Origin of the sequence: Peribacillus sp. NPDC097675, assembly GCF_050277655.1 — a bacterium.
Lineage (GTDB): Bacteria > Bacillota > Bacilli > Bacillales > DSM-1321 > Peribacillus.
Genome location: NZ_JBNNSK010000002.1, coordinates 359314 through 379542, shown reverse-complemented (window position 1 = coordinate 379542; position 20229 = coordinate 359314). Strand labels below are relative to the sequence as shown.

Annotated in this window: 17 protein-coding genes; 16 read left to right on the top strand and 1 reads right to left on the bottom strand. The window is 42.2% G+C overall.

The features are described 5' to 3' along the window. Window positions 1-343 precede the first annotated feature (343 nt). Window positions 344-2068 carry an Rqc2 family fibronectin-binding protein gene (locus tag ACQKL5_RS05060; protein ID WP_427606915.1) on the bottom strand — a complete coding sequence of 575 codons (1725 nt, stop codon included), beginning with the start codon at window positions 2066-2068 and terminating at the stop codon, window positions 344-346. 331 nt (window positions 2069-2399) lie between these two features. Here ACQKL5_RS05060 and ACQKL5_RS05055 point away from each other — a divergent pair, with 331 nt between their 5' ends. The 16 genes from ACQKL5_RS05055 (at window position 2400) to ACQKL5_RS04980 (ending at window position 20185) form a co-directional block, all read left to right on the top strand. Continuing rightward, window positions 2400-5078 carry a calcium-translocating P-type ATPase, SERCA-type gene (locus ACQKL5_RS05055; RefSeq protein ID WP_427606914.1) on the top strand — a complete coding sequence of 893 codons (2679 nt, stop codon included), beginning with the start codon at window positions 2400-2402 and terminating at the stop codon, window positions 5076-5078. 155 nt (window positions 5079-5233) lie between these two features. Next, window positions 5234-6109, top strand: a complete 876-nt coding sequence (locus tag ACQKL5_RS05050; protein ID WP_427606913.1) for a YicC/YloC family endoribonuclease — start codon at window positions 5234-5236, stop codon at window positions 6107-6109. A 54-nt stretch (window positions 6110-6163) separates the two neighbouring features. Then, complete coding sequence (gene remA / locus ACQKL5_RS05045; protein ID WP_034313813.1) at window positions 6164-6427, top strand: extracellular matrix/biofilm regulator RemA; 264 nt, start codon at window positions 6164-6166, stop codon at window positions 6425-6427. A 10-nt stretch (window positions 6428-6437) separates the two neighbouring features. Continuing rightward, a complete protein-coding gene (gmk, locus tag ACQKL5_RS05040; protein ID WP_427606912.1) occupies window positions 6438-7052 on the top strand; it encodes a guanylate kinase in 615 nt (204 codons plus the stop codon). Window positions 7053-7055: 3 nt separating this feature from the next. Beyond that, a complete protein-coding gene (gene rpoZ / locus ACQKL5_RS05035; protein WP_427606911.1) occupies window positions 7056-7262 on the top strand; it encodes a DNA-directed RNA polymerase subunit omega in 207 nt (68 codons plus the stop codon). Window positions 7263-7524: 262 nt separating this feature from the next. Then, window positions 7525-8727, top strand: coding sequence for a bifunctional phosphopantothenoylcysteine decarboxylase/phosphopantothenate--cysteine ligase CoaBC (gene coaBC / locus ACQKL5_RS05030; protein WP_427606910.1), 1203 nt, complete (start codon window positions 7525-7527; stop codon window positions 8725-8727). A 6-nt stretch (window positions 8728-8733) separates the two neighbouring features. Beyond that, window positions 8734-11145 carry a primosomal protein N' gene (priA, locus tag ACQKL5_RS05025; RefSeq protein WP_427606909.1) on the top strand — a complete coding sequence of 804 codons (2412 nt, stop codon included), beginning with the start codon at window positions 8734-8736 and terminating at the stop codon, window positions 11143-11145. 82 nt (window positions 11146-11227) lie between these two features. Beyond that, a complete protein-coding gene (gene def, locus ACQKL5_RS05020) occupies window positions 11228-11713 on the top strand; it encodes a peptide deformylase (RefSeq protein ID WP_427606908.1) in 486 nt (161 codons plus the stop codon). Beyond that, window positions 11710-12669 carry a methionyl-tRNA formyltransferase gene (gene fmt, locus ACQKL5_RS05015; protein ID WP_427606907.1) on the top strand — a complete coding sequence of 320 codons (960 nt, stop codon included), beginning with the start codon at window positions 11710-11712 and terminating at the stop codon, window positions 12667-12669. The genes def and fmt overlap by 4 nt, the downstream gene beginning before the upstream one ends. Next, a complete protein-coding gene (gene rsmB / locus ACQKL5_RS05010; protein WP_427606906.1) occupies window positions 12656-14008 on the top strand; it encodes a 16S rRNA (cytosine(967)-C(5))-methyltransferase RsmB in 1353 nt (450 codons plus the stop codon). The genes fmt and rsmB overlap by 14 nt, the downstream gene beginning before the upstream one ends. Then, window positions 14008-15102 (top strand): 23S rRNA (adenine(2503)-C(2))-methyltransferase RlmN, encoded by a 1095-nt coding sequence (gene rlmN / locus ACQKL5_RS05005; RefSeq protein WP_427606905.1) that lies wholly within the window; start codon window positions 14008-14010, stop codon window positions 15100-15102. The genes rsmB and rlmN overlap by 1 nt, the downstream gene beginning before the upstream one ends. A 4-nt stretch (window positions 15103-15106) precedes the next feature. After that, window positions 15107-15856: a Stp1/IreP family PP2C-type Ser/Thr phosphatase gene (locus ACQKL5_RS05000; protein ID WP_427606904.1), complete on the top strand. Its 750-nt coding sequence runs from the start codon at window positions 15107-15109 to the stop codon at window positions 15854-15856. Window positions 15857-15861: 5 nt separating this feature from the next. Further along, the gene (gene pknB, locus ACQKL5_RS04995) at window positions 15862-17880 is read left to right on the top strand and encodes a Stk1 family PASTA domain-containing Ser/Thr kinase (RefSeq protein WP_427606903.1); all 2019 of its coding nucleotides are present in this window, start codon (window positions 15862-15864) and stop codon (window positions 17878-17880) included. 25 nt (window positions 17881-17905) lie between these two features. After that, window positions 17906-18787 carry a ribosome small subunit-dependent GTPase A gene (rsgA, locus tag ACQKL5_RS04990; protein WP_427606902.1) on the top strand — a complete coding sequence of 294 codons (882 nt, stop codon included), beginning with the start codon at window positions 17906-17908 and terminating at the stop codon, window positions 18785-18787. Window position 18788: 1 nt separating this feature from the next. Further along, window positions 18789-19439, top strand: coding sequence for a ribulose-phosphate 3-epimerase (gene rpe, locus ACQKL5_RS04985; protein WP_427606901.1), 651 nt, complete (start codon window positions 18789-18791; stop codon window positions 19437-19439). Between the two features lie 92 nt (window positions 19440-19531). After that, window positions 19532-20185 (top strand): thiamine diphosphokinase, encoded by a 654-nt coding sequence (locus ACQKL5_RS04980; RefSeq protein ID WP_427606900.1) that lies wholly within the window; start codon window positions 19532-19534, stop codon window positions 20183-20185. The last annotated feature ends 44 nt before the right edge of the window (window positions 20186-20229 follow it).

The window sequence follows — 20229 nt, the reverse complement described above, 5'->3', positions numbered from 1 at the left end:
CCATAGTTTTTATGGATTTAGTTGAAAATATCAAACCTTCAGTGCTTTACAAATGATTGGTTCTAGAATGGTAGATCTTTGAATAGGTATTTCTTGCGTGTTTATTCCCGAAATATGTATTTACTTTCTCACTTTACTATTCAACAATACTTTCGACCTGGTGGCATCCAAGGCATTTTTATGAGAACAAATGGGTTTCTTCTCTATACAATTACTATCAGCATATCCTTCACTTTTCCGCTATCAATAGACAATACTTCATCAAAATAAAAACTGCATGCCAATTGTTAGATCATGTGTCTAACATTTGGCTGCAGTTCACAGGGTGCTGTTTTATTAATCCTTAACGCTTTACGGTTTCTTCCTTTAAAGAAATGACCGTATCGGCGTCCGGAGTGATATAAACGGTTTGTTGCTGTTCATAGATGACAAAACCTGGTTTCGAGCCATTCGGCTTCTTCACGTGACGAACTTGGGTGAAATCGACAGGCACCGAACTTGATTGCTTGGCTTTACTGAAAAATGCAGCTAAAACGGCCGCTTCTTTTATTGTTTTTTCACTTGGAGATTCATTCCGGATCACGACATGTGAGCCAGGAATATCCTTCGTATGAAGCCAAATTTCATCGCGACGGGCAAATTTATTCGTAAGGTAGTCATTTTGCTTATTATTTTTCCCGACAAATATGAGATCTCCATCACTACTGTAATAAGTCTCAAGCTGCGGTTTGGCATTGGCAGGTTTTTTCATGCCCTTTTTCTTTTTCTGACGGATGTACCCTTCTTCTTGAAGTTCTTCGCGTATTTCCTCGATATCTTTCGGTGAGGCAGACTGGAGTTGCTGATGCAAGGCTTCAAAGTAAGCCAATTCCAGTTGGGCTTTTTCGATTTGCTCTTGGACGACCACCACTGCATTTTTGGACTTTTGATACTTTGAAAAGTACTTCTGTGCATTATCAGACGGGTTTTTTAATGGATTAAGCGGGATAACGACAGTCTCTTGATCTTCATTGTAATAATTGATGACCTCGATTTCCTTCATGCCTTTTTTCATTTGATATAAGTTGGCTGTTAGCAATTCACCGAACAGTTGGTATTGTTCCCCACGTTCCGTTTCCTTTAGCGTACGTTCCAATTTGCCGATTTTTTTGGCGTTTTTTTCTATTTCATTCGTAATGAAGCGTTCTATATCTTGGCCCTTTTGCTTGACGCGGTCTCGCTCGGCTTTCCCGAAGTAAAATCGGTCAAGCATCTCGCTCAAGGATGGGAATGACCTTTCTTTACCCGTCAAATGCTTCAGGGAAAGCATATAAAAAACTTCTTTACTGCCATCTTGTTTAATGGTCGGGACATACTCACGATTTGCAATCTCTTTTATGAGGCTCGAAAAAGCAGGTGGGAGGGTCGAACTGTTGGCCAAACCAGCACGGTAAACAGCCTCTTTAGCTGCTAAAGGCGAAACCCCTGAGAAATGGGCTACTAGCTGACGGTCAAGCTTACCAGCGTTAAAGTCCAGCGATTTCCTTATATCATTTTCAGTGGCGTCAAAAGGATTTTGTTTTTCTTGTTCAGGTGGCAGAATGTATTCCTGGCCGGGTAAAATTGCCCGGTGGCTGTTCACTGCGTGTGAAACATGTTTGATGCTGTCTAAAATCATATTCCGCTCTTTATCAACCAAGATGATATTGCTATGGCGACCCATGATTTCGATGATCAGCTGTTTCTGGGAGATATCGCCCAGTTCATTTCTGCCTTTCACTTCGAGGATGATCATCCGATCTAGCTCATGTTGATAGATGTCCTCGATTGTATATCCTTCCAGGTGTTTCCTGAGCAACATGCAGAACATCGGTGCCTCTTTCGGATTTTCATAGCTTTCCTCTGACAGCTGTACCCTAGAATAGCTTGGGTGTGCGGAAAGAAGTAGTTTCTGATTTTTACCTCCGGCGCGAACCACCAGTATGATTTCGTTTTTATAGGGCTGATGCACTTTATTGATGCGTCCGCCTTTTAATAAAGAAGCGATTTCTTCCGTTATCGCTTTCGTGAATAATCCATCGAATGACATTCATTTTACTTCCTTTACATAAGATTTTCTATAGTGCTTTTTCCATTTAAAGAGTCGTTGAAAGATGGTGCCCTCAAAGACTAGAAAAAACAATTGAATGAACCTACTCTGGACATCTCTTACATCCATCAGCAGGACGGATAATCTGTTTGTGCGATTTCACATTAATTATAGCATTTTTTTGGACGAGTCTGAATAATCATGGAAGAAGAGCAGGTTGTTTTATGTAGTTTAGTATGCAGGCGGAAGTGGTTGAGCAGAGCTAAGCGCCTGTTTTGAACATGTATACAGGGGCCTATTTCATTCTATTCAAAGGGATGTGTGATACTCGATGGAATTCAAGGAAATGAATAAGCAAGAAATGGAGAAGGCGCTTCAAACGAATGTCAATGAAGGCTTGAAGGAAAAGGTAGTACAGGACAGGCTGAACAAACAAGGATTCAATGAACTGAAAGCGGCGGAAAAGCAATCTGCCATCCTTTTGTTTTTCGCACAGTTTAAAGATTTCATGGTCATTGTCTTGCTTGCAGCAACCTTAATCTCGGGTATCTTGGGGGAATATATCGATGCGATTGCCATTATTGCCATTGTTTTTTTAAATGGAGTACTTGGTTTCTTTCAAGAACGGAAAGCTGAAAAATCTCTGGATGCTTTAAAGGAAATGACAGCTCCACAGGTCCAGGTGTTAAGGAGCGGGCAATGGCTTAAGATCCCTTCAAGGGAAGTGGTAGTTGGAGATATTTTGAAATTTGCAAGCGGAGATCGAATAGGAGCAGATTTACGAATTGTCGACCATTCGAGTCTTGAAATTGAAGAATCTGCCCTAACTGGTGAGTCCATTCCTGCTGTTAAATGCTCTGATCCATTGATGGGAGAGGCAGAGGGAATCGGAGATCAGGAAAATATGGCATTCATGGGAACGATGGTCACAAGGGGGAATGGCATAGGAATTGTTGTGGCTACTGGCATGAACACGGCAATGGGGAAGATAGCCGACCTTCTTCAGACAGCGGAAACCAAAGAAACGCCACTGCAACGAAGATTGGAACAATTGGGTAAAATCCTGATTATTACAGCGTTGATCTTAACAGGCGTTGTCGTATTGACGGGAGTCCTGCAAGGTCATGATCTTTATACCATGTTTTTAGCGGGTGTTTCCTTGGCAGTTGCGGCGATTCCGGAGGGCCTTCCGGCCATTGTGACTGTAGCCCTGTCATTGGGCGTTCAACGGATGATCAAACAGAAAGCGATTGTAAGGAAGCTACCTGCAGTTGAAACGCTTGGTTGCGCCACTGTGATCTGTTCCGATAAAACGGGGACATTAACCCAAAATAAAATGACAGTGACGAAAATTTGGAGTGGTGGAAGAACCTGGGATGTGAGCGGAACAGGTTATCACCCTATTGGGGAGTTTTCTTCAGGAGGAGTTACGGTTGCCCCGAAAAATGAGAAGGCTCTACTCCAAATGATGACATTTGGGCTTCTTTGCAACAAAGCTGAAGTAAACGAAAGAGGAAATGAATATGTCCTTGACGGAGATCCGACTGAAGGAGCGATGGTAATTGCTGCGATGAAGGCAGGATTGACTAGAGAGCATTTGTCAAACCAGTTCACGATTGTGAAGGAATTTCCATTTGACTCTGAAAGGAAAATGATGAGTGTTGTAGTCAAGGATGATAAAGAAAACCATTTTGTCGTAGTAAAAGGAGCACCGGATGTATTGATTGCCCAGTGTGATACGATTTTAGTGGATGGTAGAACGGATCAGCTGAATCGGGAACATAACGAACGGGTGCAACAGGAAATGAATGAACTTGCATCAAGCGCGCTCCGAATGATTGCCGTGGGATACAAACCACTTTCAAAGGGAACGATTTTGTTTCATGAAACAGAGGCGGAACGGAATTTGACCTTCATGGGTCTTCAGGGCATGATTGATCCTCCGCGTCCTGAAGTGAAACAAGCAGTCAAGGAATGCCGAGATGCAGGTATTAAAACGGTCATGATTACGGGTGATCATGTTACAACAGCCAAGGCAATCGCAAAAGATTTGGGTATATTAAGAGGGAAAGATCTTGTGCTCGAAGGTCGTCAATTATCGACGATGGAAGTTGATGAACTGGAAGGAATTGTCGAAGGGGTGTCAGTATTCGCCCGTGTTTCGCCGGAACATAAGTTAAAAATTGTAAAGGCATTACAAAACAAAGGACATGTCGTTGCGATGACAGGTGATGGTGTTAATGACGCTCCAGCAATCAAATCAGCCGACATCGGTATATCGATGGGAATCACGGGTACGGACGTTGCTAAGGAAGCTTCATCATTAATTTTGGTTGATGACAATTTTGCCACGATCAAATCGGCAATTAAAGAAGGACGGAACATCTATGAGAACATCAGAAAGTTTATACGGTATTTGTTGGCATCCAATGTTGGGGAAATTTTAGTCATGTTTTTTGCGATGCTGTGTGCCCTGCCTTTACCGTTGATTCCCATACAAATCCTTTTTGTCAACTTGGTTACGGATGGACTCCCCGCGATGGCCTTGGGGCTTGATGCTCCTGAAGAAGATGTGATGAAGAGGAATCCTAGAAGTGCGAACGAAGGTGTTTTTGGAAGAGGTCTTGGTTGGAAGATCATTTCGCGTGGATTTTTAATCGGGATATCGACCCTGATTGCCTTTTACGTGGTATACCGAGCGAATCCGGATAATCTTCCTTATGCACAGACTATCGCATTTGCGACACTCGTTCTTGCTCAGTTAATCCATGTTTTCGACTGTAGAAGTGAAAAATCTATCTTTTCGAGAAATCCGTTCGGTAATTTATATTTAGTGGGGGCTGTGTTGTCATCATTGCTGTTGATGCTTGCTGTGATGTATGTTCAGCCGTTGCAGGAAATCTTTCACACCGTCCCGATATCAGGCAGGGATTGGTTATTAGTGGTAGGAATGGCTTCCATCCCAACTTTTTTACTAGCGGGAACCTTTTTAGCAAGAAAAGCAAAATGAAATATGATATAATCTTTTAGGTGATAGAGTCTTTCTCTATTACCTTTTTATTTTTAGAACCTTTTATTTATAAACAGATGCATACCGTGCAAGTGCTGATATAGATTGAATGAACATGCCAAGTTACACATTATGTTTTGAATGGAAGTGGAGACATGGTTACCAGTATGACGGGCTATGGAAGAGGAGAAGCACAAAACGAAAAGGTCAAGGTCTTTGCCGAAATCAAGACGGTGAACCATCGTTTCTGCGAATATACGATTCGTATGCCGCGCCAACTGTTGGTTCTGGAAGAAAAAGTGAAGAAAATAGCGAACGAATACATAAGACGAGGACGAGTGGAAATCTTCATAACGGTTGAAGGGGAAAGCTTAGTCTCCAAGAATGTCAAAATTGATTGGAATCTTGCTGACCAATATGTAAGGTTGATGGATGACGTGAAGGGAAAATATAACCTGGAAAGTTCCATTACGTTGCAAGACGTGATCCAGCTTGAATCAATTTTCTTGACGGAAGAAGTACCGACTGTACCTATCGATTTGGAAAGTTTGCTGATGGAGTCCATAAAGGGTGCCCTGGAAAACTTAAAGGATATGCGTGTCCAGGAAGGTCAGGAACTTGCCCATGATCTGCAAAATCAGCTAAATAAGCTTGCAGCAATCACATTAGAAGTTAAGAAATATGCACCTTCTGTAGTGGAACAATACAAGTCCCGTTTGGTCGCAAAGCTTTCCGAGTTGACTGATGGAATGATTGAGGATAGCCGTATTGTAACGGAAGCGGCCATATTTGCTGATAAATGTGATATAAATGAAGAGTTGACTAGACTCGAGAGCCATGTGCAACAATTTTCAGGTACACTTTCAAATGGCGAACCGATTGGAAGGAAATTAGACTTCCTCGTTCAAGAGATGAACAGAGAAGTTAATACGATTGGTTCAAAAGCGAATGATTCTACCATTACGAAAGAAGTGGTTGAAATGAAAAGCCTACTTGAAAAATTAAAGGAACAGGTTCAAAATATCGAATAGTCGGTTTATGATTACCCTGTCAAGGTGACAATAGAATATGAATGGGGGACAAAAATGTCAATTAAGCTCATTAATATTGGTTTTGGTAATATCGTTTCCGCAAACCGGATCGTATCCATTGTAAGTCCTGAATCTGCTCCAATAAAAAGGATTATCCAGGATGCCCGTGATCGCGGATCGTTAATAGATGCTACTTACGGCAGAAGAACAAGGGCCGTTATTATAACAGACAGCGATCATGTCATCTTATCAGCCGTTCAACCGGAAACGGTTGCAGCAAGGCTTCAAGATCGAGATGACAGCGTAGAAGAGGGGTAACTGAAAGATTATGAGAGAAAAAGGTTTATTAATTGTTTTGTCCGGCCCATCAGGTGTTGGTAAGGGTACCGTAAGAAAGGCGATCTTTTCACAACCGGGTACGTCATTTGAATATTCCATTTCGATGACGACGCGACTTCCACGTCAAGGCGAAGTGGATGGTGTAGACTATTTCTTTAAAAAACGTGAGGATTTCGAAGCGTTGATTGAAGAAGGAAAGCTCCTTGAATATGCGGAGTTCGTCGGTAATTATTATGGAACGCCTGTAGATTATGTCCGGGAAACGATTGATTCCGGAAAAGATGTTTTTCTTGAAATTGAAGTACAAGGAGCTAAGCAGGTTCGAGAGAAGTTTCCTGAAGGATTATTCATTTTCCTTGCACCACCAAGTTTGTCTGAACTTGAAAGCCGGATTGTAACCCGTGGTACCGAGACGGAGGAAGCCATCAAAGGACGAATGAAAGTGGCTAAAGAGGAAATAGAACTTATGGATCTATATGATTATGTCGTTGAAAATGACCATGTGGATGCTGCTTGTGCTAGAATTAATGCCATTGTGATTGCCGAACATTGTCGTCGGGAAAGAGTTGCTGTTCTTTATAAAAAAATGTTGGAGGCGGAATAAACTATGTTATATCCATCTATTGATTCCCTATTACTTAAAATCGATTCAAAATACTCACTTGTATCAGTGGCTGCTAAGCGTGCCAGAGAAATGCAAATTAAAGATAACTGCATGATCGCTAAACCGGTTTCTCACAAATCAGTCGGCCGTGCCCTAGAAGAAATCTATTCTGGTAAATTATCATATGATCTTTCTTCTGAAGTAAAATAATTGAACACATATGCTTGACCTATCGGGCCTGACACCCTAACAGCAAACAGGATGCGTTACTTTTGGAATTTGCTTCCTTCCTGCGGCCAAGGTGTCAGGCCTGTTTGTTTTGATTTTTAAATCATTGGTGCATAAAATCAAACGATTATTTTATCAGTTGATATGACAGACTTTTTCTAGTTCTTGCGCATATAGAATGAAATTCCAACTGTGAACCTTCATAATTAGTTAAAAATAGATTGTATAGTTAGGGGAGATTCGCATGCTTATTGATAAAAAGGTTCTACTTTGTGTCACTGGCGGAATAGCTGTATATAAGGCTGCAGCCCTGACCAGTAAACTGACACAGGCAGGTGCTCACGTTAAGGTGATCATGAGCGCCTCGGCTCGTCAATTCGTGACGCCACTTACCTTTCAGGCACTTTCTAGACATGATGTATATACCGATACATTTGATGAAAAAGATTCCTCGGTGATTGCTCACATTGACCTTGCGGATTGGGCGGATATCGTCTTGGTTGCTCCTGCTACAGCCAATGTCATTGGGAAGGTCGCTAATGGAATCGCTGATGATATGATTACGACCACACTACTTGCTACAGAAGCGCCTGTATGGGTTGCCCCGGCCATGAATGTCCATATGTATGCTCATCCAGCTGTGCAAAGGAATATGGAAACGCTACGTACGTTTGGCTATCAATTCATCGAGCCAGGAGAAGGATATTTGGCTTGCGGCTATGTAGGGAAGGGACGACTGGAGGAACCGGAAACGATAGTTGAACATCTTCAAGATTATTTTGGTGAATTTGGCCTGAAGCCACTTAAGGGAAAGAAATTTTTGATTACGGCAGGGCCTACTCGAGAAGCAATCGATCCGGTCCGTTTTGTGACGAACCATTCCAGTGGGAAGATGGGATATGCCATTGCTGAGCAGGCAGTTGAGCAAGGGGCCGAGGTGACGTTGGTTACAGGACCTGTGAACCTTACGCCCCCTTCAAAGGCGAAGGTCATTCCAGTGGAGTCAGCAGCAGATATGTATGAAGCGGTTTTTGAGCAATTTGAATCCAGTGATGTTGTGATCATGACTGCTGCGGTAGCGGACTATAAACCTAAAATTTATCATGAACAAAAAATGAAAAAGCAACCTGGAGAAAATGTGATTGAATTTGAACGGACTAGGGACATACTTATGGATTTGGGTAAGAATAAGACACATCAGCTTTTGGTTGGGTTTGCCGCGGAAACGAATAATGTCGAAGAGTACGCAAAAGGGAAATTGGTGAAGAAGAATGCGGATATGATCGTGGCCAACAATGTTACGGTTTCAGGTGCCGGCTTTGGGACGGATACAAATATCGTCACGATTTTTAATAAGGATGGACGTACTATCGAACTTCCAAAAATGAGTAAAGCGGATATTGCCAAAAGCATTTTGGCAGAAGTATCTTGCATGCAAAAGGATTGATGTATTATGGATATTGCATCCGTCATAGTGGATGTACCTGCCAAACAAACGGATCGGGAGTTTGACTATCGCATTCCAAAGAAATGGATTGAGGTAATTAAACCTGGCATGCGCGTCATCGTTCCATTTGGTCCCAGGATGGTGCAGGGATTCGTAACGGGTTTGAAAGATAAAAGTGAGTTTGCCAAACTCCGCCATATTAAGGAACCGATGGATTTAGAGCCAGTTTTGAATGATGAATTACTCAAGCTTGGTGACTGGTTGACGAAAGAGGCCATGTGTTTCAAAATTTCAGCGTTGCAAGCGATGCTTCCGGCAGCAATGAAAGCGAAATATGAAAAAGTCATCAATATCGTAGACGGGAAAAAGGCCCAGCTCGCTACATTGGTACAAGCCCTTTTCGGTAAGGATGACTCGCTATCATGGAAAGATGTGATAGAAGGGGAGCATGCTTCCCTATTTCAAAAAGAGTTGCAAAAAGGAAATTTGGAGTTAGTATATTTTGTGAAAAACCGCCTCAATAAAAAGACCGTGCGGGTCATAAAACCGCTGCTTTCTTCAATGGAATTGACAGAAATGGCTTCAAATCTGTCTGGGAATGCAAGAAAACAGCAGGAACTGATTCAATATTTCATTGAACATCCAGATCCAGTTCCGCTGAAGGAGCTCTTGGAATTGGTTAACACTTCAAGCGGAACAGTTAAGTCCCTTGTTTCAAAGGGAGCGTTAATGGAGCTTGATCAGGAAGTGTATCGAGATCCATATGAAAACCGTATTTTTGAAAAATCCAATCCCTTTACGTTATCTCATGAACAGGCAGTAGCGTTAAAACCCATTCAGGAGAAAATTAAACATGATGAACATGACGTTTTCCTTTTATATGGTGTGACCGGAAGTGGAAAGACAGAAGTTTATTTACAGGCCATCGCTTCGGTTATGGAAAAAGGAAAGGAAGCCATCATGCTGGTTCCTGAAATTTCCCTGACGCCTCAAACGGTGAAGAGGTTTAAGGAACGGTTTGGCGAGCAGGTTGCGGTCATGCATAGTGGCTTGTCCGTCGGAGAAAAATATGATGAATGGCGGAAAATTCACCGTAAAGAAGTTAAAGTAGTGGTAGGGGCACGGTCTGCCGTGTTTGCTCCTTTTGAAAACTTGGGAATCGTCATTATTGACGAGGAGCATGAGGCGAGTTATAAACAAGAAGAAAATCCACGCTATCATGCAAGAGATGTTGCAATCGAACGGGCTAAATCCTATCATTGTCCGGTCATCCTCGGAAGCGCCACCCCTACTCTGGAATCTTTTGCCCGTGCCAAGAAAAACGTCTATCAGTTATTGACTCTCAGTCAGCGGATGAATAAACATGCCATGCCTGCAGTCGATATCGTGGATATGAGGGAAGAACTAAGGTCTGGAAACCGTTCGATGTTTTCCGAACTTCTATTTACGAAGCTGCAAGATCGGCTTGAAAAGGGACAGCAGACAGTCTTAATGCTAAATAAACGTGGTCATTCCTCATTCGTCATGTGCCGTAGCTGTGGATTGGTCATCAACTGTCCGAATTGTGACATTTCCCTCACCTACCATCGCTTTAATGATATAATGAAATGCCATTATTGCGGATTTGAGGAAGGAATGCCTTCCGTTTGTCCGGAGTGCGAGAGCGACCATATCCGATTCTTCGGAACAGGAACGCAGAAGGTGGAAGAAGAGCTTGCAAAAATTCTCCCTGATGCCAAAGTAATCCGGATGGATGTCGATACGACGAGCAGAAAAGGGTCGCATGAGCGGTTGCTTAATGCATTCGGGGAAGGAAAGGCAGACATATTGCTTGGCACCCAAATGATTGCCAAAGGGCTTGATTTCCCCAATATTACGTTGGTTGGCGTGCTTTCAGCCGATACGATGTTGCATCTGCCTGATTTCCGTTCTTCGGAAAAGACATTCCAATTATTGACCCAAGTTAGTGGAAGGGCTGGGCGTCACAAACTTCCTGGCGAAGTGGTGATTCAGACCTATACACCTGAGCATTACAGCATTGAGCTTTCCGCTTTGCAGGATTACGATGCTTTTTTCGAGAGGGAGATGTATATCCGGAGGCAAGCCCATTACCCTCCTTATTTTTATGTAGTCCTCGTTACGGTTTCACATGAGGATCTGATGAAAACGGTGAGTGTGACAGATAAGATTACGAATTATCTGAGTTCCCGCTTGCACAAGGATTCTATCGTACTTGGCCCGGTGGCTTCTCCAATAAGTCGAATCAACAATAGATATCGCTATCAATGTCTGATAAAATACAAACGAGAGCCGGAGCTTTATCATCATTTGCGTACCCTTTTGGAGCATTATCAAAAGGAAACGGCCCAAAATCACCTGCAGATTTCAATTGATCTAAATCCGCAGATTATGATGTAGATTTTATGATACCGCGAGCTGTTCAAGCTTGCGTTTTTATATAGTAAGTTTCGTTTTCCATATTAGGAGGGTAATTTTCACTTTGGCTATTTTACCGATTGTCATGTTTCCAGAAAAAATTTTAAAACAAAAATGCGATAAAATAACAAGTTTTGATAAAAAATTGGCAAAGCTGTTGAATAACATGTATGAAACGATGGTTGAAGCAGATGGTGTTGGTCTTGCTGCCCCTCAAGTCGGTGTGAAAAAGCAAGTCGCCGTCGTTGAAATAGAGGAAGGATCAGGTGCTATTGAATTGATCAATCCGGAAGTGCTGGAAGCGGAAGGCGAACAGACAGGCGTTGAGGGTTGCTTGAGTTTTCCGGACATTTATGGAGAAGTCTCACGTCCATACCGTGTCAAAGTACGTGCACAGGACAGAAAAGGGAACTTCTTCGAAATAGAAGCGGAAGATTTCCTGGCGAGGGCCATTCAGCACGAAATGGATCATTTGCAAGGTGTGTTATTTACAAGTAAGGTTTCCCGCTATATAACGGAGGAAGAGTTAGAAAGGTTTGAAGAAAAATGACAAAAATAATTTTTATGGGGACACCGGACTTTTCAGTACCGGTGCTTAAACGGATCATTGACGAGGGGTATGAAGTAATGGCGGTCGTCACTCAGCCAGATCGTCCGGTTGGCAGAAAAAGAGTATTGACGCCCCCGCCTGTTAAAGTCGAAGCGATTAGACAGGGAATTCCCGTGTATCAACCTGAAAAGATTCGCGAAAAGGAAGAACTGGAAAAAATCATCCGTTTAAATCCTGACTTAGTGGTGACGGCGGCTTTCGGACAGATTCTGCCTAATGAATTATTGGAAGCCCCTAAATTCGGTTGTATTAATGTACATGCCTCTTTGCTTCCTGAGCTACGTGGTGGAGCGCCAATTCATTACTCGATCTTACAAGGAAAAGAAAAGACTGGAATTACCATCATGTATATGGCTGAAAAATTGGATGCCGGGGATATTTTAACGCAGGCAGAATTAATCATTGAAGAAGAGGATAATGTTGGTACGCTTCATGATAAATTAAGCAAGGTAGGTGCGGATTTATTAGCTGAAACATTGCCGAAGCTTTTAAATGGTGAGCTGACCGCAATTAAACAAGACGAAGAAAAAGCTTCTTTTGCCCCCAACATTAAGCGGTCAGAGGAAAAAATCGACTGGTCAAAAACGGGAGAAGCCATCTATAATCATGTGCGCGGCTTGAATCCATGGCCTGTTGCCTATACACTCTTAAACGGGTCTGTCCTGAAAATCTGGCAGACAAAGAAAACCAAAGGTAACGTTCAAGCAGATCCAGGAACGATAATTGAAGTGCTTGATGAAGGTATGGTTGTGGCGACTGGTAATGAAACAGCGGTCCTTATCACTGAGCTACAGCCTTCAGGGAAGAAAAAAATGCCTGCCAAAGATTATTTGCTTGGTGCGGGATCTTTCATTAAAGCAGGAATGAAGTTAGGAGAAACTAATGACACAAACTAAAAAGGGAGTACGTGATATTGCTCTCGACATCTTGGAATCTGTAGAGAAAAATCAATCCTATAGTAACCTGTTACTTAACAATTTGATTAAAAAGCACCAATTATCAGCAGTGGACAGTGGATTACTGACGGAAATCAGCTACGGTACGATCCAGCGGAAGATGACACTGGATTACTATCTGCAGCCTTATATAAAAAATCCTAAAAAAACGCAAAGCTGGGTCATAAACCTTCTTAGGCTTTCCGTTTACCAAATGGTTTATTTAGATAAAGTCCCAGATCATGCGATTATTTTTGAAGCCGTCGAGATTTCGAAAAAACGAGGCCATAAAGGTACGCAGTCGATGGTCAATGGCGTACTTAGAAACATTCAAAGAAATGGTGTCGCATCTTTTGATGGTATCAAGGATGAACGTGAGCGCCTTTCAATCGAAGTAAGTCACCCATCATGGCTGATTAACCGATGGGTAGAACAATATGGTTTCGAGAAAACAAAAGAAATGTGTGAAATTAACTTAACGGCTCCTTTGCAGACGGGAAGGGTCAACCTTAAACAGATTACCCGTAATGAATTAATCAGCATTTTGACTGAAGAAGGCTACGATGTGGAAGCAAGTGAATTTATCCCGGAATCCATTATCAGCTATAGGGGAAACCTTGCTCATTCAGAAAGTTATAAATTAGGGTATCTATCGATTCAGGACGAAAGCTCGATGCTAGTCGCCCATGCGTTGGGTGCACATGACAATGATTCGGTCCTTGATTGTTGTGCAGCTCCAGGAGGCAAATCGATGCATATCGCTGAAGGGTTAACGACTGGCCAAGTTTATGCACTGGATCTTCATGAACATAAGGTCAAGCTTATAAGAGAACAGGCTGAGCGACTAAAATTAAGGAACAATATTAAAACGCTGGTCCTTGATAGTAGGAATGTACAGGAGCACTTCAATAAAGAAGGGTTCGATCGAATTCTAATTGATGCCCCTTGTTCTGGGTTAGGTGTTATGCGCCGGAAGCCTGATGTGAAGTATACTAAAACAAATAATGATATAATGAAACTTTCAAACATACAGAAACAATTATTGGAAGCAGCCGCTCCGCTCTTAAAACAAGGCGGGCAGTTAGTATATAGTACATGCACGGTGGATAAAGAAGAAAATGACAACGTAGCAGCGGCATTTTTGGAAAAGCATCCTGAATTCGAAATGGATGCAACCTTGTCTGACAGAATGCCCGAGAGCGTTCAAGCATTTGTCGAAGGTCATACTTTGCAAGTGTTCCCGCAATATTTTAGCAGTGACGGTTTCTTTATTGCGAGTTTTAGAAAGAAGGTGCTGTAATGGCAGAGATTACGAAATCATCAAGAGTGAGAAAAGACACAACACCAGAAAAACCATCGATTTATTCGTTGGAGCTACACCAAATAAAAGAGTGGCTGGTCGAGAACGGTGAGAAGGCCTTCCGTGCAGATCAAGTTTATGATTGGCTTTACAAAAAACGTGTTTCAAGTTTTGAAGGTATGTCTAACCTATCTAAGACATTGCGCGACAAATTGGAAGATCAGTTCAATTTCACGACATTAAAAACATTGATCCAGCAAACCTCTAATGATGGAACGATGAAGTTCTTATTTGAATTGCAAGATGGTTACTCAATTGAAACTGTATTGATGCGCCATGAATATGGTAATTCCATTTGTGTTACGACGCAGGTAGGTTGTAGGATTGGTTGCACATTCTGTGCTTCTACGCTTGGTGGTTTAAAACGTAATCTTGAATCAGGGGAGATTGTTGCCCAGGTCGTCAAGGTACAACAAGCACTTGATGAAGTGGAGGAACGTGTCAGCTCTGTCGTAATCATGGGAATCGGTGAACCTTTCGATAACTATGATAATATGATGTCTTTCCTGAAGAATATCAATCATGAAAAAGGATTGAATATTGGGGCTCGTCATATTACCGTTTCAACTAGCGGGATCATTCCTAAGATTTATAAATTTGCGGAAGAAAGCATGCAAATCAATTTTGCTGTATCACTTCATGCACCGAACACAGAGTTAAGAAGTAAATTAATGCCAATCAATAAGGCTTATAAGCTACCTGACTTGATTGAAGCCATTAAATATTACACGGAGAAAACCGGCCGACGTGTAAGCTTTGAATATGGTCTATTTGGAGGCGAAAATGATTCAGTAGAGCATGCTCAAGAATTGGCCGATTTAATTGAAGACATCAAGTGCCATGTCAATTTAATTCCGGTTAACTATGTACCGGAGCGCAACTATGTACGTACACCTCGGGATAAGATCTTTGAATTTGAAAAAACATTGAAAAAGCGTGGCATTAATGTAACAATTCGAAGAGAACAAGGCAGTGACATTGACGCAGCCTGTGGCCAACTTCGGGCTAAGGAGCGCAAAGAAGAGACGAGGTGACCCTATGAGGGCAATATTCAAAACAGACCGTGGGAAAGTCCGTCAGCATAATGAAGATAATGGCGGAATTTTTATGAATCCGGAAGGCGTTCGCCTTGCCATCGTTGCAGATGGCATGGGCGGCCACCGTGCCGGGGATGTAGCGAGTGGGATGACGATTGACCTTTTGAAAAAACGATGGGAAGAATCAACCGGTATCGAAACGGCAAATGATGCCGAGGAGTGGTTGAGAAGGCATATCCTCATAGTTAATCAATTGCTTTTTGAACATGCCGAAGCGAACATAGAATGCAAGGGCATGGGCACAACGATTGTTGCGGCGATATGCACAGATAAATTTTCTACCATTGCTAACATCGGGGACAGCCGGTGTTATTTGTGTAACGAAAGCGGATTCAAGCAGGTCACGGAAGACCACTCGCTTGTTAATGAGTTGGTCCGATCAGGTCAGATTACAAAGGAAGATGCCGAGCATCATCCACGAAAAAATGTTTTATTGCGGGCTTTGGGTACCGAATTACAAGTGGAGATGGATATCACGACGATCATTTTCGAAGAGCAAGATATGCTATTGCTTTGTTCGGACGGATTGACGAATAAAGTAAGTGAATCAGAACTCGAAGATATGGTTAACAATGGACAATCACTTGAAGATAAGGCACAATCGTTAATAGAAATGGCCAATAATTATGGTGGAGAAGATAATATCACCCTAGTGCTTGTTCAATTTATCGATGAAAGCGAAAGCAGGTGAACTCAATGTTGATTGGTAGAAGAATCAACGGCCGTTATAAACTGATCGAAATGGTCGGTGGCGGCGGTATGGCTAATGTTTACCTTGCAAGAGATATGATTTTGGACCGTGATGTTGCATTGAAGATCCTGCGGATGGATTTTAATAATGACGATGAATTCATCAAACGTTTTAATCGGGAAGCACAATCAGCAACAAGTCTCGCCCATCCGAATATTGTCAGTATTTATGATGTCGGAGAAGAAAATGATATTTACTATATCGTCATGGAATATGTGGACGGGTTTACATTAAAGCAATACATACAAAAATACTATCCCATTCCGGTTGAAAAAGCTTTAGATATCATGAAACAAATTACGGCTGCCATTTCCCATGCCCATCATAATGGCATCATCCACAGGGACATCAAACCACAGAATATCTTGATAGATAATGAAGGTACCGTCAAAATCACCGATTTCGGTATTGCCTTGGCTCTAAGTGCAACGAATATTACCCAGACGAATGCCGTATTAGGTACTGTTCACTACTTGTCTCCGGAGCAGGCAAGAGGTGGAATGGCCAATAAGAAATCAGATATATACTCACTCGGTATCGTCATGTTTGAAATCTTAACGGGTAGACTGCCGTTTTCCGGTGAATCTGCGGTCTCGATTGCTTTAAAGCACCTACAATCGGAAACACCATCGCCAAAGCGCTGGAATCCTGAAATACCACAAAGCGTCGAAAATATAATCTTAAAAGCTACGGCAAAGGATTCGTATTATCGTTACGAAAGCGTCGATGCAATGGAAGATGATATTCAAACATCGCTTAATCCAGAGCGCTTGAATGAATTGCCTTTTGCTATTCCGGAAGACCATGATGCAACAAAAGCCATTCCCATCATCACGAATGATCAGCTTTCAAGTATTGATGAGACCATCATTAGAGGACCGGAAAAAATCACAAACGCTGTTGAAGAAGATGAACCAATTGGTGATCCCGAAACAGTGACTAAGGTTAAAAAGAAACAGAAAAAACAAAAAACGAAACCGAAACAAAAAAACAAAAGGCGCATGAAATGGCCGGTGATTTTAGTTACAGTCTTTTTGGCTTTAGCATTGGTTGCTATCTTATCCATTACAGTCTTTCCTTCTATGCTTGGCACTAAAGAAGTGACCGTCCCTGATTTAAAAGGGAAGGAGCACGATGATGCCATTTCTACCTTGACTAAATTGGGATTCGAGGTTGGGAATACGATTGAGATTAATGATGAAGAAGTCGAAAAGGGTCTTATCATCAAAACAAACCCTAAGGAAGGTAAGACGGTTAAAGAAGGTGCCAAGATCATTCTCTATCAAAGCTTGGGTAAAGAAACGATTACATTGTCTGATTATGAAGGAAGAAATTTTAAAGATATCGAGGAAATGCTCAATAAGATGGGGTTCAAGGATATCCCTATAACCGAAGAATTTGATGACAGCGAGCCGGGGACGATCATTGACCAAGATCCTTCGGAAGGCTTCGAGGTCATACCTTCGGAGACGGAGCTCGAGCTCAAGGTCAGTAAGGGTGCCGATCGACTAACCTTAAAGAATCTGACTGGATTCAATGAGACGGCCCTAAATGATTACTCCAATGAAAGCGGCTTAAAAATCGCCGTGGAAAAAGAGGTGTATTCAGAATCGGTCGCTGAGGGTCTTGTTATTTCGCAGTCACCTGAACCGACCACTAAAGTCGATAAGGGAAGTACGGTAAGCGTGGTACTTTCAAAAGGGAAAGAAGAAATCCCACCTAAGACGGTTACTGAGGAATTCACGATTGAATATGATTCGGTAGAGCCAGGTAAGCCACAGCAAGTCCAAATTTTCATTGAAGACATCAATAATAGCATGACCGAGCCCTACGATACTTTTGCACTCTTGGAAAATCAAAAACAAGAGTTGAAATTATTAGTATCAAAAGATAAGAAAGCCGGATATAAAGTCATGCGCGACGGTCAGGTCATTAAAGAGAAAACCGTCTCTTATCCGGACTGATTTTAATTAATTTAGGAGTGTGGCTATGCCCGAAGGAAAAATTATTAAAGCCTTAAGCGGCTTTTATTATGTTTTAGATGGAGAAGAAGTATACCAATGCCGAGGCCGAGGCGTTTTTCGGAAAAATAAGGTGACGCCCCTTGTTGGCGATTATGTTGCATTTGAGGCAGAAAATAAAACGGACGGGACGGTCACGGAGGTCAAGCCAAGAAAGAATGAATTGATTCGTCCACCCATATCGAATGTCGATCAGGCCATTCTTGTTTTTTCTGCCGTCGAACCGGATTTCAGCCCAGCCTTGCTGGACAGATTCCTTGTGCTCATAGAAGACAATGAAATCGAGCCCATCATTGTCGTGACGAAGATGGACTTGGTGCCCTCCGATAAAAAAGAGGGATTGTCTCAATATATCAAGGACTACCGGAAGTTAGGCTATTCTGTGTTAGAAACCTCTTCCATAACCACAGGAGGAGTCGATCAGCTTGTTCCTTTTATAGAAGGGAAAACGAGTGTGTTTGCCGGTCAGTCGGGAGTGGGGAAATCCTCGTTGCTGAATGCAATCAACCCGAGTTTGGCTCTTAAGACAGACGACATTTCTTCTCATTTAGGACGCGGAAAGCATACTACACGTCATGTGGAATTGATTCATATGGGCACTGGACTTGTCGCGGATACGCCTGGATTCAGTTCACTCGAGTTCATGGACATGGATGCGGAACGCTTATCGTATTGTTTCCCTGAAATGCATAAGCTTGGTGAGGAATGCAAGTTCAGAGCCTGTCTACATGACAAGGAACCGAAGTGCGCTGTGAAAGAAGCGGTGGAAACGGGAGAAATTCCACGTTACAGGTATGAACATTATATGCAGTTTTTAGAGGAAATTAGAGATAGAAAGCCGAGGTATTAGCATGGTTAAAATTGCACCATCCATATTATCAGCTGACTTTGCAAAACTGGGAGAAGAAATCCTGGATGTCGAGAGAGGTGGAGCCGATTATATCCATGTAGACGTCATGGACGGCCACTTTGTACCTAATATTACAATCGGGTCATTGATTGTCGATGCGATTAGACCAGTGACAAATCTGCCTCTAGACGTTCATTTGATGATTGAACGCCCAGATGACTATATTGAAGCGTTTGCCAAAGCAGGGGCAGACTATATCACTGTTCATGTAGAAGCTTGCAAGCACCTACATCGCACGATTCAATTGATAAAGTCCTTTGGTATAAAAGCGGGGGTGGTCCTCAATCCGGCTACTCCAGCTTCGGTAATTGCTCCAATCATTGAAGATATAGATATGGTTTTATTGATGACTGTCAATCCGGGTTTTGGAGGGCAAAAGTTCATCGCTTCTGTACTGCCGAAAATTTCTGAAGTCAAGGCGATGGCTGATTTGTACCACCCCAATCTTGAAATTGAAATAGATGGCGGGGTAAATGAAGAAACAGCTAAACTTTGTATTGAAAGAGGAGCTACAGTTCTTGTAGCCGGGTCGGCCATCTATAATCAAGAAGATCGCCAGGCAGCGATTCAAAGGATTCGTGGAAACTTATAAGAGAAATGAGCCGACAAGATTGTATCCATACGTCTTGATCGGCTTTTTTTACACAATTAAGTAATAAAATAGTTAAGAATAGGGTGGTAGATATGATAATAAGCATTATGGCTGGAGGTCCGAAGGAATTGTGGCCCAATTTAACTGCTTATAGAGAGAGGACTGATATATGGATTGGTGTCGATAGAGGTGTATGGTCTCTGCTTGAAAATGACATCGTTCCTCAGTGTGGTTTTGGAGATTTCGATTCCGTTTCTGAAGATGAATGGACCAAGATTCAAAAAAAAATGGAACGAATTAAACTCTATCCCCCTGAGAAAGATGAAACCGATTTAGAAATTGCTTTTAACTGGGCAGTGGAGCAAAAGCCTAGTGAAATTCATATTCTCGGTGCCACCGGTGGTAGATTGGACCACTTTCTCGGCAATATCCAATTGCTGCAGAAAGATAGCATCCTCCCGCTCCATAAGGACATAGATATGTACATAGTCGATCGACAGAACTCCTTAACCGTGAAGACACCTGGATCCTATTCTTTCGTTAAGGACGAAGATAAGAAGTATATATCACTGCTTCCGGTAACGTCTGAAATCACAGGCATTACACTTCTAGGGTTTAAATATCCACTTGTCGAGGCAAGGCTTGAATTGGGCTCTACACTCTGCGTTAGCAATGAACTAATTTCTGATTCTGGGAATGTTTCATTTAAGGAAGGCATATTAATGGTGATAAGAAGCAGAGATTAAAATTCATGCTTAGAGCAGATTCGGATATACTTTTCCATCCTATA

Coding starts and splice junctions, on each gene's coding strand:
- rlmN (WP_427606905.1), top strand. CDS start 14,008: ATGGCAGAGATTACGAAATCATCAAGAGTGAGAAAAGACACAACACCA.
- remA (WP_034313813.1), top strand. CDS start 6,164: ATGTCAATTAAGCTCATTAATATTGGTTTTGGTAATATCGTTTCCGCA.
- ACQKL5_RS05050 (WP_427606913.1), top strand. CDS start 5,234: ATGGTTACCAGTATGACGGGCTATGGAAGAGGAGAAGCACAAAACGAA.
- ACQKL5_RS05055 (WP_427606914.1), top strand. CDS start 2,400: ATGGAATTCAAGGAAATGAATAAGCAAGAAATGGAGAAGGCGCTTCAA.
- priA (WP_427606909.1), top strand. CDS start 8,734: ATGGATATTGCATCCGTCATAGTGGATGTACCTGCCAAACAAACGGAT.
- gmk (WP_427606912.1), top strand. CDS start 6,438: ATGAGAGAAAAAGGTTTATTAATTGTTTTGTCCGGCCCATCAGGTGTT.
- ACQKL5_RS04980 (WP_427606900.1), top strand. CDS start 19,532: ATGATAATAAGCATTATGGCTGGAGGTCCGAAGGAATTGTGGCCCAAT.
- rsmB (WP_427606906.1), top strand. CDS start 12,656: ATGACACAAACTAAAAAGGGAGTACGTGATATTGCTCTCGACATCTTG.
- coaBC (WP_427606910.1), top strand. CDS start 7,525: ATGCTTATTGATAAAAAGGTTCTACTTTGTGTCACTGGCGGAATAGCT.
- rsgA (WP_427606902.1), top strand. CDS start 17,906: ATGCCCGAAGGAAAAATTATTAAAGCCTTAAGCGGCTTTTATTATGTT.
- fmt (WP_427606907.1), top strand. CDS start 11,710: ATGACAAAAATAATTTTTATGGGGACACCGGACTTTTCAGTACCGGTG.
- ACQKL5_RS05060 (WP_427606915.1), bottom strand. CDS start 2,068: ATGTCATTCGATGGATTATTCACGAAAGCGATAACGGAAGAAATCGCT.
- rpe (WP_427606901.1), top strand. CDS start 18,789: ATGGTTAAAATTGCACCATCCATATTATCAGCTGACTTTGCAAAACTG.
- pknB (WP_427606903.1), top strand. CDS start 15,862: ATGTTGATTGGTAGAAGAATCAACGGCCGTTATAAACTGATCGAAATG.
- ACQKL5_RS05000 (WP_427606904.1), top strand. CDS start 15,107: ATGAGGGCAATATTCAAAACAGACCGTGGGAAAGTCCGTCAGCATAAT.
- rpoZ (WP_427606911.1), top strand. CDS start 7,056: ATGTTATATCCATCTATTGATTCCCTATTACTTAAAATCGATTCAAAA.